The sequence below is a fragment of the uncultured Arcanobacterium sp. genome, assembly GCF_947253055.1.
Lineage (GTDB): Bacteria > Actinomycetota > Actinomycetes > Actinomycetales > Actinomycetaceae > Arcanobacterium_A.
Window position 1 is genome coordinate 1 of record NZ_CAMXYE010000036.1, and the last position, 13,899, is coordinate 13,899.

Below are 13,899 nucleotides of genomic sequence, written 5' to 3' on the forward strand. Positions count from 1 at the left end.
TTTTTACTTTGAATACCGCTCTTTATTTTTTCAATTACTTTTTCCGCTCCCGTAAGATAGGGGAGCTCCGTAATCACTATTCCTTTTTTCCGCGCCGAGATATTCTCAATATGGGCGGTGGCGCGCGTGCGGAAAATTCCCTGGCCGCTGGCATAGGCGTTCCGTATTCCCTCTAGCCCCACAATTTTTCCGCCTTCCGGCAGGTCTGGGCCGGGAATATAACGCATTAATTCATCTAAATCTGCTTCCGGATGCATAAGTAAATGGCGGGCTCCGGCAATCACCTCTCGCAAATTATGCGATGGCATATTGGTAGCCATCCCTACCGCAATTCCCGAGGCGCCATTAACTAGTAAATTGGGGATAGCTGCTGGGAGCACTTCTGGTTGAAGCAAAGTATTGTCATAATTTGCCACCATATTCACGACTTCTTCGTCTAAAGAATCCGTCATCGCCAGTGCGGCCGGTGCCATACGTACTTCCGTATAGCGGGGAGCGGCCGGGCCGTCGTCGAGAGAACCAAAATTACCGTGGCCATCTACTAGGGGGAGACGCATAGTAAAGGGCTGCGCGAGGCGCACCATGGCATCATATATGGCAGTATCGCCGTGTGGGTGCAGCCGCCCCATCACATCTCCCACTACGCGGGAAGATTTCACGTGACCTTTATCGGGGCGCAGCCCCATGCGATACATCTGAAAAAGAATTCGCCGCTGTACTGGCTTTAAGCCGTCGCGAGCATCGGGAAGAGCACGAGCATAAATTACGGAATAGGAATACTCTAAAAAAGATTTCCGCATTTCTTCAGATACGTCGATATCTTCAATATGTTCTTCGATTACAACATCCCGTTTTTTTGCCATATTCCTATTATGTGCTATTTAGTGGTTTTTCCCTGGAAGCACAGCCGTGTGTGAATGTGAGATTTGGAGAGTGTAGTATTTTAGAAAGATAGGAGCGAAGATTATAGGTAGTTATTCATGGATGGAAATTTCCCAAGCAGCAGCACTTTTGCGAGTTCTTCGCAAAGCAAGCAGAGCCTAAAATCAGTGCTCCCGGCGGCGTTAGCGGCAGTGGGATACTCCGTAAAAGCAGGCGAAGCAGCGCGCCAAGTTTTGCAAATTCCTCGGGCCACCCAGGTATGTGTAGTATTGGTAGACGGCTTAGGCTACCAGCAGCTACAGGCGCGGCGCGGGCATATTCCCAACCTGCGTGCCCTAGATATAGATACGCATATAAACACAGTCTTTCCTTCTACCACTGCGGCCGCTATCACTGCTTTCGGGACGGGTTTACTGCCAGGGGAAAGCGCCATGGCCGGTTATGCGCTGCGTTCGCCCTATAATGGCCAGGTTTTTTCGCTGATTAACTGGAATGACGCGGGAATCTCGGCGGAAAAATGGCAAAATCATCCCACGCTATTTGAGATGCTGAAAGAGGAAGCGGCACATACGGCAATTGTCCAGCCGCAAAAATTCATTGCTTCCGGTTTGAGCTTGGCGGCTTTGCGCGGAGCGCCGGTAGTGCCGGCAGAGAGTTTAGAAGAACGAGTGCAGGCGGCGGCTAATGCGCTGCGGAAGGGGAAAAAACTCGTCTACCTGTATTGGGGAGAGCTAGATGCGGTGGGGCATCGTTACGGCTGGAAATCTGAACGCTGGATTAATGAATTGGAATACTTTGATATGGGGTGGGGGAGTTTACTGCGGCAAGTTCCCTCCGGCACGCTGGTAATACTCACTGCCGATCACGGCATGGTAGATGCAGAGCGGAAAATAGATATAGCGGCGGTGCCGGCTTTGCGCAAAGATGTGGAATGCGTAGCGGGAGAAGAAAGAGCTTTTCAAATATATACTTCTGATCCGCAAGCAGTGGCGAAACGCTGGGAAGACGAAGTGGCCGATATTGCTTGGATTTATACAAAAGAGCAGCTCATAGCGAGCGGCTGGTTAGGAAAGGTCAGTGCGCGGGCAGAGCAAGCCATCGGAGATGTATGGGCAATTGCGAAAAATACTACTGGATTTGTAGATTCCCGAGTGCACAGTTCGGCGGCAATTTCTATGGTGGGAGTGCACGGATCGCGCACGGAAGCCGAGATGCAGATACCGCTAATTATGGAGCTTTGCTAGTTACCTAGCTGCTGATTAGTTAGCTAGCTACCGAGTTGGCGAGCCGGCCGCAATCTACTCGGCGTTTTCATCGTCGTCTTTAGAATATCCAAAGACTATTTCATCCCACGAAGGCATAGCTGGGCGGTCGCGCCGTTTCGATTTTTTCGCCGTCTTCTCATTCTCACTGCTAGCTTCTTCCGGAGTATCCGGCATACCCGGTAGAGTGCTCTGATTCTCTAACTCTGCAGTGGGTGCGGCCGGCAGTGGAGTGGAGTTATCTCCGCGCTCCGGCAGCTGAAGAATGCTGGCGTCTTGCGCCATTTCTGGTTCCGAAGCAGCTGGATGAGCTCCGAGAAATTCCTCTTCCTCTTCCGGCATCGGAGCATTAGTGCCCCGGCGATGCTCTAAGGAAGCAAGAATCTCGTTAATATCTATAGTCTCCGATTCTGATGTGTCAGTTTGCTCCGGGAAAAGCTGCGGAATATCGAAATCGGTCTCGGCAAGCGAATCTGCTGCGGCAGATGCGGAAGGAGCACTTTCTTTTTCAAGCTCAGGCATATTGAGGGGGCGCCACGGGGAATCCGGGGTGGGAATGCGAGTCTCGGTAAGCCAAGTAGCTTCATCATTATTTGCGCTGAGTGTCTTGGCCTTCGTATTGACTTCCCACTCGGCTTGCAAAGGAGCACCAGCGATCTGATAAGAAGCAGTTAATTTCCACGGAGAATCAGCAGCGCGCGTGGCATCCCATGTGATCTCATTTTCATCTACGCCGCGCTTTACGAGGCGGGAAATTACTAATTCAGCCAGCGTCAAATCTCCACCCTGCTGGCTTTGTAAATAACCGCAGGCTTGCGCCACAATATAATCGCGCTCATTGCGAATAGGAAAAGCGAGTTTATTTAGTTGTTCTGCTGGAATTCCCGACATTTTTTCTACTTCGGCCACCGTCTTGCCGGCCCGGAAAAGCGCCTGAATTTCCCGCGGCGAATAGTTCTGCACCTCAGCTGAAGAATCTACAGTATCCGAGGTATCCGCCGGGGGAGTCGTATCGAGAGTGCTGTGCGGCGGCGCAGCTTCTTTTTCCGTATTTTCTTCTGCGTCTGATTCGTTTTGCACTAATTCTCGTAACTCGGCGGTGAGTGGAAGTACGTATTCTTTGCCGTCACTATCACGCAGAGAAAGGCACCCGTTTTCTGAATCAAGCCCTTGCAGCTGCAGCTCCATAAAAGTACACCTTTCTAAATACCTGATTCCTGCGCATAACTATATACGGAGGCACACTGCCAATGTTAGCAGGCGGCTAGAGCTTATATAGTTTTATTCGGCAGTTTCGAGAAAATTCTTAAAATCTGCTGTGAGGGAAAATATAGAGAATTCGCCTTGCTAAATTTACTTAGCTTTGATACAAAGACTGGGAAGTTACTAATAAAGGAATGGCGGTGGCACTGCCTAGCCCGCCAGCTCAAATTGGAACGGAAGAGTTATGGCCACAGATTATGACGCTCCGCGGAAGCGTGATGAAGAACTGAAAACAGATTCTTTAGAAGAATTAAAAGCCCGTAGCACTAAGCATCAATCTGGATCGGTAGATGAAGACGAAGTAGAAGCGGCAGACGGTTTTGAACTTCCGGGAGCTGATTTATCCAATATGGAGTTAGCGGTGGCAGTGATTCCGGCGCAAGACGATGAATTTACTTGTTCCTCCTGCTTTTTAGTCCATCACCGTTCCCAATTGGCATACGAAGAAAATGGTCTTCCCGTATGTAATGATTGCGCTTCCTAATTAGACTCTGCAGAATCTAAATAGCGGTAAAGAAAAGAGGAAGTGGAAGCAAATGGGATGGTTCCGGCGGCGAAAAAATACTGAAGCAGTTGCAGAATCTGTACCGGAGCAGGAAGTAGCAGAAGGCGTAGACGGCGTCGACAGCGTAGCAGGCGCCGAAAGCGGCGCGGGCGCTCCCCAAGTGGCAGCTGGGGAGCAGGAAGTTGATTATCGCCTAAATGGGCCGTGGGATATAAGCGAAGTAGCTACTACCGAAGATTTAGTGGACGCTGGAGCATTGCAAATTCCTTTACTGCCGGGCGCGCAGCTGCAATTCACTACCGATGCGCAGCAGCAGAATATAATCGGAGTTGTCTATATAAAGAATGGCTCGGCCTTGCAATTGCAGGCTTTTGCGGCACCAAAATCGCAAGGTATTTGGGATTCTGTGCGTCTCGATATGCGCAGCTCTATTGCTAAACAGGGTGGATCTTCTCAAGAAGTAGTGGGCTCTTTCGGTAAAGAATTAGAGGCCCAGATGCCGCTGCCAGATTCGAAAAAGTTCGCCCCGCACCGTTTCTTAGGTATTGACGGGCCGAGATGGTTACTGCGCGTAAGTTTGTACGGAAAAGCCGGCTACGATAAGCAGGCGAGCCAAGAGATGCTCTCCGTATTAGAAAAACTAGTGATAAACCGGGGCGAAGCGCCTTTCCCGCCGCGGGAACTGCTTCCTCTGCACTTGCCAAAAGGTGATTTCATGGCGCGGGAGATGCCTCAGCAGTGAAACATTGGATTGATACCGAAGGAAAAGTATCCGCTATTTCCTATCCCGGTGCCACTAATTCTCCCGCTGTGAAAGTGCACTTAGAGACGGCGGGCCACCCGCTAGAGATTGTATTTCTCTCGTATCGCACTCTGCACGCTTTAGATATTGGGCAAACGATTAAAGTGAGTGGTTACTATGTGGAGCGGCAAGGAATACGCACTCTATATAACCCACGCTACTGCATTGAAAGTAAATAATGGAGAAAAAAGTTTCTACCCCAAAATCTACGCGGAGTGCTTTGACTGCTATCACCAGTGAAAAATTTGATGCACTGCAGGCGGTAGGAGGCTGGCGGGGAATTTGTGAATCAATAATTCCGACCCTAATTTTTCTGATCCTTTATATTTTTACGCATCGCCCGGCTTTAGCAGCTTTTATTTCCTGTGGAATTTGCCTTATCGGGGTGCTGGTGCGGATTTTGCAAAAAATTTCGATAATGCCTGTATTGGGCGGCCTGCTGGCGGTAATAATTTCCGCAGTGCTCGTATGGCACACCGGGGAAGCAAGCAATATGTTTCTCTGGGGAATTCTGATGAATGCGGGATATTTTTTCTTGCTGCTACTCTCGCTGCTAATAAAATGGCCGCTACTCGGAGTAGTCATCGGATTTTTCCGCGGTGAATCTACTGCTTGGCGCAAAGGGGAGGCCTTGGCACAATTGCGCCGGCGGTACTATGCGATTACTTTGATTTGGCTCGGGGTATTTGCTCTGCGTCTGCTAGTGCAGCTTCCACTCTATTGGCAAGGAGCAGCGGAGGCACTCGGGGTGGCAAAACTAATTCTGGGAATTCCTCTTTTTGCCCTAGCTGCCTGGTTTTCGTGGATGCTAGTGCGCGGAGTGCCGAGCGAAAAATCGGCCGGGGAGCATCCGGAAAATCTTTGAAAATTCTCGAGCAAAGCTCCAGGGTGAAACTTCTCTAAACGAGCTAATTCCTAATTCGCGCTTTCCTCTGCGCTATTGGCAGAAAGTGGAGTAGGAAGTGAGCTGAGGGCGGCCACCGCCGCGATTTCTTCTTCGGAAGCATTGTGCACTATGAAAAGTACCCGATCTCCGCTTTCAATTTTTACGAGTGGTTCGGCAATTAAAGGGGCTCCACCGCGAATTATGCCGCAGATAAAGAGACTCTGCGGTAAAAGAATTTCCCGAATAGCTAGACCCACAATAGGGGCGTCGGCGGGGATTACGGCTTGGTAGAGGCTGGTACTGCTTTGATCAAAATCGATTCGCTTACTGAGCTCTCCCGAAGCTACCGCATCTTCAATATTCATAGTCATAATTCGCGGAGTAGATACGGCATAATCTACCCCCCAGGCTTCATCAAATAGCCATTCGTTAGCGGGATTATTTACACGCGCCACTACGCGCGGCACCCCGAATTCCGTCTTTGCCAGCAGAGAAACCACTAAATTAGCTTTGTCGTCTCCGGTAGCGGCCACTACGACGTCGGCATCTTGGAGAGAAATATTTTCCAGAGTCGCTATTTCACATGCATCTGCCAATACCCAATCCGCGCTGGGTACTTTGGCAATCCGCATGGCGTGTGGATCGGAATCCACTAAGGTCACTTCATATCCACGCTGAATAAGTTCTGCCGCAATAGAACGGCCTACGGAGCCAGCTCCGGCAATCATCACTTTCATAGCCAGCCCTCTTCTATCTCGTGGTTAAGTAGACGTTGAATTTCTTTGGTGCGCTCGGCCGCTGCGATTAGATATACGTTATCGCCGTCTTGGAGTACGGTATCAGAATCCGGGAGAATTGATTCATCATCTCGCCCGATAAACGCTAGCCGAGCTTCTACAGCTTGCTCCAGATTCTCGCAGCTTATCCCGTACCAAGAGGGGTGTATATCCACATAAAAAAGCGTCATATTATAGGTGGAATTTATGTATTCTATGTGCGGGCCGAGATTGATTAATTTGCGCAGCATTCTATCGGCAGTCCAGCGTACGGTAGCTACCGTAGCGATTCCTAACCGTTCATATACGCCGGCGCGCGAGCTATCGTAAATACGCGTCACTACATTCTCGATACCAAAAGTATCGCGCACTACTCGCGCAGCAATGATATTGGAGTTATCCCCAGAAGATACCGCGGCGAATCCAGCAGCGTCTTCGATGCCGGCTTGCTGGAGAGTGTCGCGATCAAAGCCGATTCCCGTCACGCGTTGCCCCGGAAAATCATCGGGGAGTCGGCGAAAAGCATCCGGATTTTTATCAATAATCGCCACGGAGTGCCCGCGGGCGATTAAATTATTTGCCAGTGTGGCGCCTGCGCGTCCACATCCCATAATGACGAAATGCACGATTAAGAAGCTACCTTTGACTAGTGGAAAGCGTACTCTATTTACTATGGGTAATTTGCGCCGGAAAGATTTTCAGCCGCGGTATTTTGGTGCCGTGGCGAAAACTGTGCTCGTTACCCTGATAGCTATAGTACCGCAAGTTGTCCTCGTTCCCTTCACCGGCCAACATTTAAGTTTGGGAATTTTTTCGCTGCTTTTCCCGGGCGTCTTTGTATTTGTGGTGACTTCGCTGGTGCTACATCAGCTAAATAAAGAATTACCGCGGCGTTCTTTTCAGCAAATATGTGCCTATTATCTAGGGGAAAAAGTAGGGATATTTATTGGAGCTGCGCGAATTCTCTCCTATGCTTTGCTCATTATGCTGGGAGTGCAGCTGGCACTAGAAGCTATAGATTTCTTTATTCCTAACAGCTCGCAGCGCCCCGGTATCGCCAGTGCCTTAGTGATTGTGCTAGCTATACCCGCCTTAATTCGGGTTCATTTTTCGGTGCGCCGCTGGTTTATTGCAACTCCCTATTTAGCCTTTGTATTAATACTGCTCGGCGTCGGGGTAGCTTTGGGAATGGAATTTACGGGAAATGACCTCTTTGCGAGTGGGGAGGCGGCGCTGGAATCGCAGCTCGAAGCAACGGATGCGCTTTCCGGAGTGACGCTGGGGGGAATCCCTTATGAAGCTTTTCTCAGCAGCTGTATCCCCGCCGCCGCTTTAATTATCTTCAGTGAGCGCACCTTGGTAAATCCGCGTTATCGGCGGGTGCAGATGCGTTCAATTTACCGATACTTTATTCCAGTATTATTGCTAATTGCCCTAATAATTTATTTAGCGGTGCAATTAGATGTGCTGCACCAATCTGGGAGTTTGCCGCTGCTGGAGATTAGCGCTTTGCTCTTTCCGCGCCCAGTTACCGGAATTTTCGCAGCAGTACTCGCCTTTTTAGGTATCACGCTCACCATCTCAGCTTATTGGCAGCTGCCGCAGATTTTGCGGCAATTAGCTTCAGATAACCTGCTCCCGCGACGTTTCGGATTTCAAGATTCGGAAAACGAACGAGCGGTAATCGTAATTATTATTGCGGGGTTAGCTGGCTTAGCTACCTATATGCTGACTTCTTTCCATTTCTTCACGATGGTATTCCTAATGGTTTCGTATACCATCGGATTGCTGACCTGCTTTGCAATGATGGCGCGTTCGCAGAAAATACTAAAAGTTTCATTCTCTGCCGCGGAAAGAGCTGATGCGAAGCGGCTGCGGATAATTTTCGGGTTTTATTCACTTTTCCTGCTCGCCATGATCTACTCGGTAGCAGTAGTTTCCGTGGAGTGGGTGCTGTGGACGGTCTTATTACTCCTCGGCCCAGAAATTGCGCTTAATTTCTACAATCGGGGAAAAAGAAAGGTATTACGCGCTTTGGATATTACAGAACTATTGGCAGAACGCCATATCCCCACCCAAGTGCATGGCTTCGTGCTGGTATCGCATTTAGATGGGGCAAGTATAAAAGCTATTGACTGGGCGCGAGCCATGCGTCTCGCTTCTCTGCAGGCTCTCTGCGTAGATGTGGATCCGGAAAGTACCGTACAGCTGCGCACCGATTGGCAGAAGGCGGAGATTCCACTGCCGTTGACTATTCTCGGCACTCCGGCGGGCGCTTCCCGCGGGCCAATCATAGATTTTTTGCGCGAATTCAGTGCAGCTCACCCCCGCGAACCACTGGTAGTAGTGGTGGCGCGCGTCTTACCAAGCAATCCGCTCGTGCGTTTTTTCTATCGCTTCCGGACCCCGCGCATAATTAATGAGTTAAAAGCCGAAAAAGGGATTATGCTCCTCGAAGTTCCTTTCAATATGCGGGAAACTAATGTTGAAAAATAGCGCCGAGATAGTTGGGTAGTTTGTGGAAGCGGAAGAGAATTTAGAGCTGCGCATTACCGATATTGCGCACGGTGGATACGGCGTAGCGCGCGAAAATGGGCAAGTAATCTTTGTGGGAGGTGCTATCCCGGGAGAAAAAGTACGCGTTCAGATATTTGAGCGAAAGCGCCGCTTTGCGAAAGCAGTGGTGCAGGAAGTATTAGAAGCTGCCCCGGAGCGAATCGAAAATCCTTGGCCAGCGGGGGGAGTGGCATATACCGGAGCAGCTGATTTTGCACATATTGCTTTACCATCTCAGCGAGAATTAAAAGCCCAAGTGGTGGCAGCGCAGCTGCGAAAAATTGGCGGGGAAATAATTACTGCACAGTTAGCTGATTTGCCGCTAGTAGTAGAGGCAGTTGATAGTAGCGATGGCTGGGGGAGCCGGAGCCGCATCGATTTAGTGAAAATGCCGCAGGGATTTGGAATGTATCGGGCGCATTCGCATGAATTATTGCCACTACAAGAAATGCCACTGGCCGATGCGCGTATAGAAAGTCTCGATTTATGGGGCGGGGCCTGGGATAAATATGTGCCGGTAGGAGCAAAAGTGCGGGCAGTAGCCAGCAGCGGCGGAGATATCCGGCTGGCGGTAGGGAAAAAGGTTTATAGTGCACCCGGTAAACGCGCGGCAAGGACTGTGCGAGAGCAAGTGCTGCTGCCGGGGGAGTCAGATTCCCAGACGCAGAAAAATTATCGTTATGCACTGGATGCGGCAGGATTTTGGCAAGTGCACAGAGAAGCCCCGCGTACTTTGATTATGGCGGTGCAGGATTTTTTGGGAGATATCTCGGGAGTGCGCGGAGTGGATTTATATGCCGGTGCCGGTTTATTTTCCCAACCTTTAGCAGATTGCATAGGGCCACGAGGGAGTTTATCTACCTATGAAGGGAGCAGAGAAGCCGTAAAAGCTGCGCAAAAGAATTTAGCAGCTTTTCCTTGGGCGAAAGCGCAAGAAGTGCGAATCGGGGCGCGCAATATACAAAAATTGACGGCGCAGGCAGATTTCGTGCTGGCAGATCCGCCGCGCGCAGGGCTGGGAGTGGCAGCTGCCCAGCAGCTCGCAAAGAGTGGGGCAGAGAAAATCGTTTTAGTTTCTTGTGATCCAGCTGCAATGGCGCGCGATGTGGCGCAGCTAGCGGCAGGTGGCTATCGAATGACGGGAATCCACATCTTCGATATTTTCCCTCATACGCATCACGTGGAGAGCGTGATTCTGTTGACTAAAACACACAAGTAAAAGTATGAAAAAGGCTTGGAATGATGGAGAACAGATAAAAACGAGTAATGAGTGAGGTGAATCATGGCATACGAAAAGAAAAGTATTAGAGCAATAATAAATGATGTAAATAGTAGAAGAGTCTACCTTCCTGCTATTCAAAGAAAATATGTGTGGAGAGATTCACAGATTACAAGATTAATGGATTCTATCATGCTTGGATATCCTATTGGAACTTTTCTTTTTTGGAAAGTTAAGAAGACTATTGTGAACCAAAAAGAGTATTCAATGTATGAATTTATAAAAGATTACCATGACCGAGATATGTATAAGAATTCGGCTGCGCCACAGCCGTTCCCGGTTGGTAGTGGAGATGAAACAATCTGGGTAGTTTTGGATGGCCAGCAGAGATTGACTTCTTTATACATAGCTTTGCAAGGAAGTATGAGCAGAAAACTTCCAAGCAAAAGATGGAAGAATGATGACGCATTTCCGAAGAAAGAACTGTACTTTGATTTGCACAGTGAAAAAACTGATGATGAGGACATTTCTTACGAGTTCAGATTTTTAACAGCAGAAGAGGCTTCAAAGAATAAGGATGACAAGCTTTGGTATTTGGTAAAAGATATCCTTAAGTATTCAGCTGAAGATTTATTAACAGAGGTCATCATTCCTAATGGATTGGAAACCGACAAAGTTGCAACAAAGAATATTTCTCTTTTGCATACAAGATTGGTTACTGATGAGATCATCAACTACTTTGAAGTAGAAAAAGATTCGATTGACAGTGTATTGGATATTTTCGTCAGAGTAAATTCTGGTGGAACCGTTCTTTCAAAGAGTGACTTATTATTCTCTACGATTGTATCTCATTGGGATAAGGCAAGGGATGAAAATGATAAGCTGCTTTCTGAAATAAATAAGAAAGGCGAAGGATTCAAGTTCTCTAATGACTTTATAATGCGTACCTGTTTGTATCTTTTAGATATGCCCGTAGCATTAAAAGTAGAAACATTCAAAAAAGACAGTGTATTAAAAATCAAAGAAAACTGGGACTCAATCCGAAATGCCATCAAGGATACAGCTGATTTGTTAAATGAGTTCGGATTCAATTCGGAGAACATGATTTCTTATGTGGCTGTTTCTCCTATGGTTTACTACAGATATAAGGGTGGTAATTTCGATTCGAGCAGTAAAGATGAATTAAGAAAATATATTGTAATCGCACAGGTAAGACAGATTTTTGGTACTGCATCAAACTCTGCACTGACAAGCATAAGAGAGGCATTGAAGGCAGCACCATCTAATTCATTTAGTATGAAAAATCTAAATGGAATTAGATTCACAGGCGACAGAACCCTTAGATATACCGAGGATGAGATTGATGCAATGTTCGATACATATGAGATTGGTGACTATACATTTATGTTGTTATCTCTTCTGTATCCAAATTTGAAATATAGTCAGAAGGGATTCCATCAAGATCATATGCATCCGTATGCAGGATTTGAAGAAGGCAAGATTAAAGACTTAGTGTTGCCGGATGGAACAGTGATTGATAATAATACTAAAGAAGATTGGCGTAGAAGAAGGAATACATTAGCAAACCTTCAACTGTTGGAAGGTAGAGAGAATGAATCTAAAAATGCGACATCACTTGTCGATTGGCTGAAGGTTGATGAGAATAGTGAAAATGCTAAGTACCTTCCCAGTGATGTTTCTTATGAACTTGCAAATTTTGAAGAGTTTATGGAGAAACGTCAGAAACTGATGAGCAAGGCATTAAAGGATATTCTTTTATAGTATTTGCCTATACTAACAATAGGACAATTCAAGGTTTCGATCGGCTCGACATATCCATTTTAAGGCGAAAATAGGGGTTCAACTATTCTATTGTACAATAGTGGTTGGGTATGTTTTCTATTGAATAACCGAGCCACGTGGAGAGCGTCGTCTTGATGTCAAGAGTTAGTTAGCCGGGCGTATTTTGTAGCGTTAGAAATTACGCTACTTCGTTCGTTACTTTTCTAATCCAAATCGCGCATTAATTATTTGAGTTATTTATAATGTTTTCTATATTTCTGCCTGAGTAGAATATGCGAATAACTGTTACAGCCATTTGGTTTTCGTTAACTAAGTAGAAAACAGTGTAGTTGTCGATAGGAACTCGACGTATGCCTTTAGAACACCACGGTTCCCAATCAACAAGTGAATATCGCATAGGCATAGTCTCAAGAGAACGGATGGTTTTTTTAATACGGTTGACTTGTTTTTCAGCCGTTTTTGGAACTTGTAAATTAAAGCGAATATATTCGTACAGTTCAGTGAGATCAAGGAACGCTTGCGGGGAATAAATGACGCTATAGGTTGTGTTCATACGCCGTATTCCGTAGCAAAGAATTGATCTACTTTATCTGCACTATATTGTTTACCAGTTGAAATAGAGTCGATGCCTTTTTGTAATTCTTTATCCAATTCATCTCTTGTTAAGCTGCCTAAAGCAGTGGGCATATTAGTTGGCAATCGAAGTTCAAATGGCATGCCTTTTTGTAAAACAATCTGGCTGTAAAGCATTTGGATTGCTGAAGATGGAGTTATTCCAAGCTGGTTCAAGATGCTTTCAGCGTTTTCTTTAAGATTTGTATCGATTCTTGCATACACAGCGTTTGTATTTGCCATTGTTGTTACGTCCTTTCTGTTCTTATTTTATAAAATAGCTGCAAGCACACGCAAGCATATGAAAGTAAATAAAGCAATATATTTATCACAGTGTGATTAAGCTATTGAAACCTTTTAATGATGAAAAACATAATTTCTCAATTAAGGAGAAAAAAGCTTACACAAGAAGAACTTGTAAATGAGGTTGGGGTAACCAGGCAAACCATAACCTCTATCAAAACTGGTAAATATGTAGCTTCGCTACGACTTGCATTTAAAATTGCAAAATTTTTTGAAATAAGGATCGAAGATATATTTATTTTGGAGGAGAACGACTGATATGAAAGGTCTAGAAAATTACAAAAAAGAAATAGCTAATAGAATAAGTGTTTAGCAATATTGTGCGCTGTAGCTTTATTGGTGGTGTTATTTGGTAATTTTTATCTAAAAGAACAGTTTCCGTTAAGAAGCAACGTGACAGACTATGTGGTTGGCTTTTTCACTGATCTTGAGATTGTAAGCCTATTTTATATGAGCACGCTTATATGTGCCTATAGAAATGAAACAGTACTCAAAGAGAGGTACACAAAGGAAAGGGATGAGAGAGAAATTTTAATACGAATGAAATCTGGAGCCAATATAGTATCTTTATTGTCTATGCTTATCGTAATTATTTCTCTGATAGTAGCCTATATAAGCTTATGAAGCCTTTTTCGCACTAATGGCGGTTGCTTTGGCGCAAATTGTTATTTCTACGTTACTGAAAGTATGCTGGTCCAGAAAAATTTAGCTGTTTACATATAGTAAATAAGTTTGGCTACACGGCTTAAACCCAATTTAGGTCTAGGATTTTTCATAGTCCAAACCTTTTAACGATTGCTTTTCCTACCGTTAAAAGGTGCACCCAATATCCATAGTGCGCACTCAAAAAAGTGTAGCTATACTCGGAGTTCTCTCAATCCACGTGGAGAGTGTTGTTTTGATGTCAAGAGTGAAGGACTGAAACTGTATAAAAAGGCTTGAAGTCAAGGGATCCCGAAGAACTGCTTTTTGTGTTTATTGAGACTACAGAAATATTGTCAGAAGCGATTTTTTAGGTGTTGTGTCGTCA

Annotated in this window: 15 protein-coding genes; 9 read left to right on the plus strand and 6 right to left on the minus strand. The window is 46.3% G+C overall.

Annotated features, from left to right (window positions below):
- The coding region (locus tag Q0X35_RS03570; protein WP_297565515.1) for a DNA gyrase subunit A at window positions 1-863 on the minus strand (863 nt) is incomplete at its 3' end.
- A 117-nt stretch (window positions 864-980) separates the two neighbouring features.
- Here Q0X35_RS03570 and Q0X35_RS03575 point away from each other — a divergent pair.
- On the plus strand, window positions 981-2,126 hold the full coding sequence (locus tag Q0X35_RS03575) for an alkaline phosphatase family protein (protein WP_297565517.1): 1,146 nt from the start codon (window positions 981-983) through the stop codon (window positions 2,124-2,126).
- Window positions 2,127-2,180: 54 nt separating this feature from the next.
- Here Q0X35_RS03575 and sepH read toward each other — a convergent pair whose 3' ends face one another.
- Window positions 2,181-3,332: a septation protein SepH gene (gene sepH, locus Q0X35_RS03580; protein WP_297565520.1), complete on the minus strand. Its 1,152-nt coding sequence runs from the start codon at window positions 3,330-3,332 to the stop codon at window positions 2,181-2,183.
- Window positions 3,333-3,591: 259 nt separating this feature from the next.
- Here sepH and Q0X35_RS03585 point away from each other — a divergent pair, with 259 nt between their 5' ends.
- The 4 genes from Q0X35_RS03585 to Q0X35_RS03600 are packed head-to-tail and all read left to right on the plus strand — an operon-like array spanning window position 3,592 to window position 5,579.
- Complete coding sequence (locus Q0X35_RS03585; RefSeq protein ID WP_297565522.1) at window positions 3,592-3,891, plus strand: DUF4193 domain-containing protein; 300 nt, start codon at window positions 3,592-3,594, stop codon at window positions 3,889-3,891.
- A 52-nt stretch (window positions 3,892-3,943) separates the two neighbouring features.
- Window positions 3,944-4,654 carry a DUF3710 domain-containing protein gene (locus Q0X35_RS03590; RefSeq protein WP_297565525.1) on the plus strand — a complete coding sequence of 237 codons (711 nt, stop codon included), beginning with the start codon at window positions 3,944-3,946 and terminating at the stop codon, window positions 4,652-4,654.
- Window positions 4,651-4,893, plus strand: coding sequence for a hypothetical protein (locus Q0X35_RS03595; RefSeq protein WP_297565527.1), 243 nt, complete (start codon window positions 4,651-4,653; stop codon window positions 4,891-4,893). Before Q0X35_RS03590 ends, Q0X35_RS03595 begins: the two co-directional genes overlap by 4 nt.
- Entirely contained in the window at window positions 4,893-5,579 is a 687-nt protein-coding gene (locus Q0X35_RS03600) for a DUF3159 domain-containing protein (protein ID WP_297565529.1), read from the plus strand. The genes Q0X35_RS03595 and Q0X35_RS03600 overlap by 1 nt, the downstream gene beginning before the upstream one ends.
- A gap of 50 nt (window positions 5,580-5,629) precedes the next feature.
- Here the strand turns inward: Q0X35_RS03600 and Q0X35_RS03605 are convergent, their stop codons facing one another.
- Both Q0X35_RS03605 and Q0X35_RS03610 read right to left on the minus strand, forming a co-directional pair.
- Window positions 5,630-6,337 (minus strand): TrkA family potassium uptake protein, encoded by a 708-nt coding sequence (locus Q0X35_RS03605; RefSeq protein ID WP_297565532.1) that lies wholly within the window; start codon window positions 6,335-6,337, stop codon window positions 5,630-5,632.
- On the minus strand, window positions 6,334-7,002 hold the full coding sequence (locus Q0X35_RS03610) for a TrkA family potassium uptake protein (protein ID WP_297565535.1): 669 nt from the start codon (window positions 7,000-7,002) through the stop codon (window positions 6,334-6,336). The genes Q0X35_RS03605 and Q0X35_RS03610 overlap by 4 nt, the downstream gene beginning before the upstream one ends.
- A 46-nt stretch (window positions 7,003-7,048) precedes the next feature.
- On the opposite strand from Q0X35_RS03610, the gene Q0X35_RS03615 reads away from it, so the two are divergent.
- The 3 genes from Q0X35_RS03615 (at window position 7,049) to Q0X35_RS03625 (ending at window position 11,933) form a co-directional block, all read left to right on the plus strand.
- On the plus strand, window positions 7,049-8,872 hold the full coding sequence (locus Q0X35_RS03615) for a hypothetical protein (protein ID WP_297565537.1): 1,824 nt from the start codon (window positions 7,049-7,051) through the stop codon (window positions 8,870-8,872).
- 22 nt (window positions 8,873-8,894) lie between these two features.
- Window positions 8,895-10,151 (plus strand): class I SAM-dependent RNA methyltransferase, encoded by a 1,257-nt coding sequence (locus Q0X35_RS03620; protein WP_297565542.1) that lies wholly within the window; start codon window positions 8,895-8,897, stop codon window positions 10,149-10,151.
- A gap of 63 nt (window positions 10,152-10,214) precedes the next feature.
- Window positions 10,215-11,933: a DUF262 domain-containing protein gene (locus tag Q0X35_RS03625; RefSeq protein ID WP_297565545.1), complete on the plus strand. Its 1,719-nt coding sequence runs from the start codon at window positions 10,215-10,217 to the stop codon at window positions 11,931-11,933.
- Between the two features lie 241 nt (window positions 11,934-12,174).
- Here Q0X35_RS03625 and Q0X35_RS06485 read toward each other — a convergent pair whose 3' ends face one another.
- Both Q0X35_RS06485 and Q0X35_RS03630 read right to left on the minus strand, forming a co-directional pair.
- Window positions 12,175-12,507, minus strand: a complete 333-nt coding sequence (locus Q0X35_RS06485; protein ID WP_366084408.1) for a type II toxin-antitoxin system RelE/ParE family toxin — start codon at window positions 12,505-12,507, stop codon at window positions 12,175-12,177.
- Entirely contained in the window at window positions 12,504-12,809 is a 306-nt protein-coding gene (locus Q0X35_RS03630; RefSeq protein ID WP_297565546.1) for a type II toxin-antitoxin system RelB/DinJ family antitoxin, read from the minus strand. Before Q0X35_RS03630 ends, Q0X35_RS06485 begins: the two co-directional genes overlap by 4 nt.
- 120 nt (window positions 12,810-12,929) lie before the next feature.
- On the opposite strand from Q0X35_RS03630, the gene Q0X35_RS03635 reads away from it, so the two are divergent.
- On the plus strand, window positions 12,930-13,127 hold the full coding sequence (locus Q0X35_RS03635; RefSeq protein WP_297565549.1) for a helix-turn-helix transcriptional regulator: 198 nt from the start codon (window positions 12,930-12,932) through the stop codon (window positions 13,125-13,127).
- The last annotated feature ends 772 nt before the right edge of the window (window positions 13,128-13,899 follow it).

Coding starts and splice junctions, on each gene's coding strand:
- Q0X35_RS03630 (WP_297565546.1), bottom strand. CDS start 12,809: ATGGCAAATACAAACGCTGTGTATGCAAGAATCGATACAAATCTTAAA.
- Q0X35_RS03575 (WP_297565517.1), top strand. CDS start 981: ATGGATGGAAATTTCCCAAGCAGCAGCACTTTTGCGAGTTCTTCGCAA.
- sepH (WP_297565520.1), bottom strand. CDS start 3,332: ATGGAGCTGCAGCTGCAAGGGCTTGATTCAGAAAACGGGTGCCTTTCT.
- Q0X35_RS03590 (WP_297565525.1), top strand. CDS start 3,944: ATGGGATGGTTCCGGCGGCGAAAAAATACTGAAGCAGTTGCAGAATCT.
- Q0X35_RS03615 (WP_297565537.1), top strand. CDS start 7,049: ATGGGTAATTTGCGCCGGAAAGATTTTCAGCCGCGGTATTTTGGTGCC.
- Q0X35_RS03625 (WP_297565545.1), top strand. CDS start 10,215: ATGGCATACGAAAAGAAAAGTATTAGAGCAATAATAAATGATGTAAAT.
- Q0X35_RS03600 (WP_297565529.1), top strand. CDS start 4,893: ATGGAGAAAAAAGTTTCTACCCCAAAATCTACGCGGAGTGCTTTGACT.
- Q0X35_RS06485 (WP_366084408.1), bottom strand. CDS start 12,507: ATGAACACAACCTATAGCGTCATTTATTCCCCGCAAGCGTTCCTTGAT.
- Q0X35_RS03585 (WP_297565522.1), top strand. CDS start 3,592: ATGGCCACAGATTATGACGCTCCGCGGAAGCGTGATGAAGAACTGAAA.
- Q0X35_RS03635 (WP_297565549.1), top strand. CDS start 12,930: ATGAAAAACATAATTTCTCAATTAAGGAGAAAAAAGCTTACACAAGAA.
- Q0X35_RS03605 (WP_297565532.1), bottom strand. CDS start 6,337: ATGAAAGTGATGATTGCCGGAGCTGGCTCCGTAGGCCGTTCTATTGCG.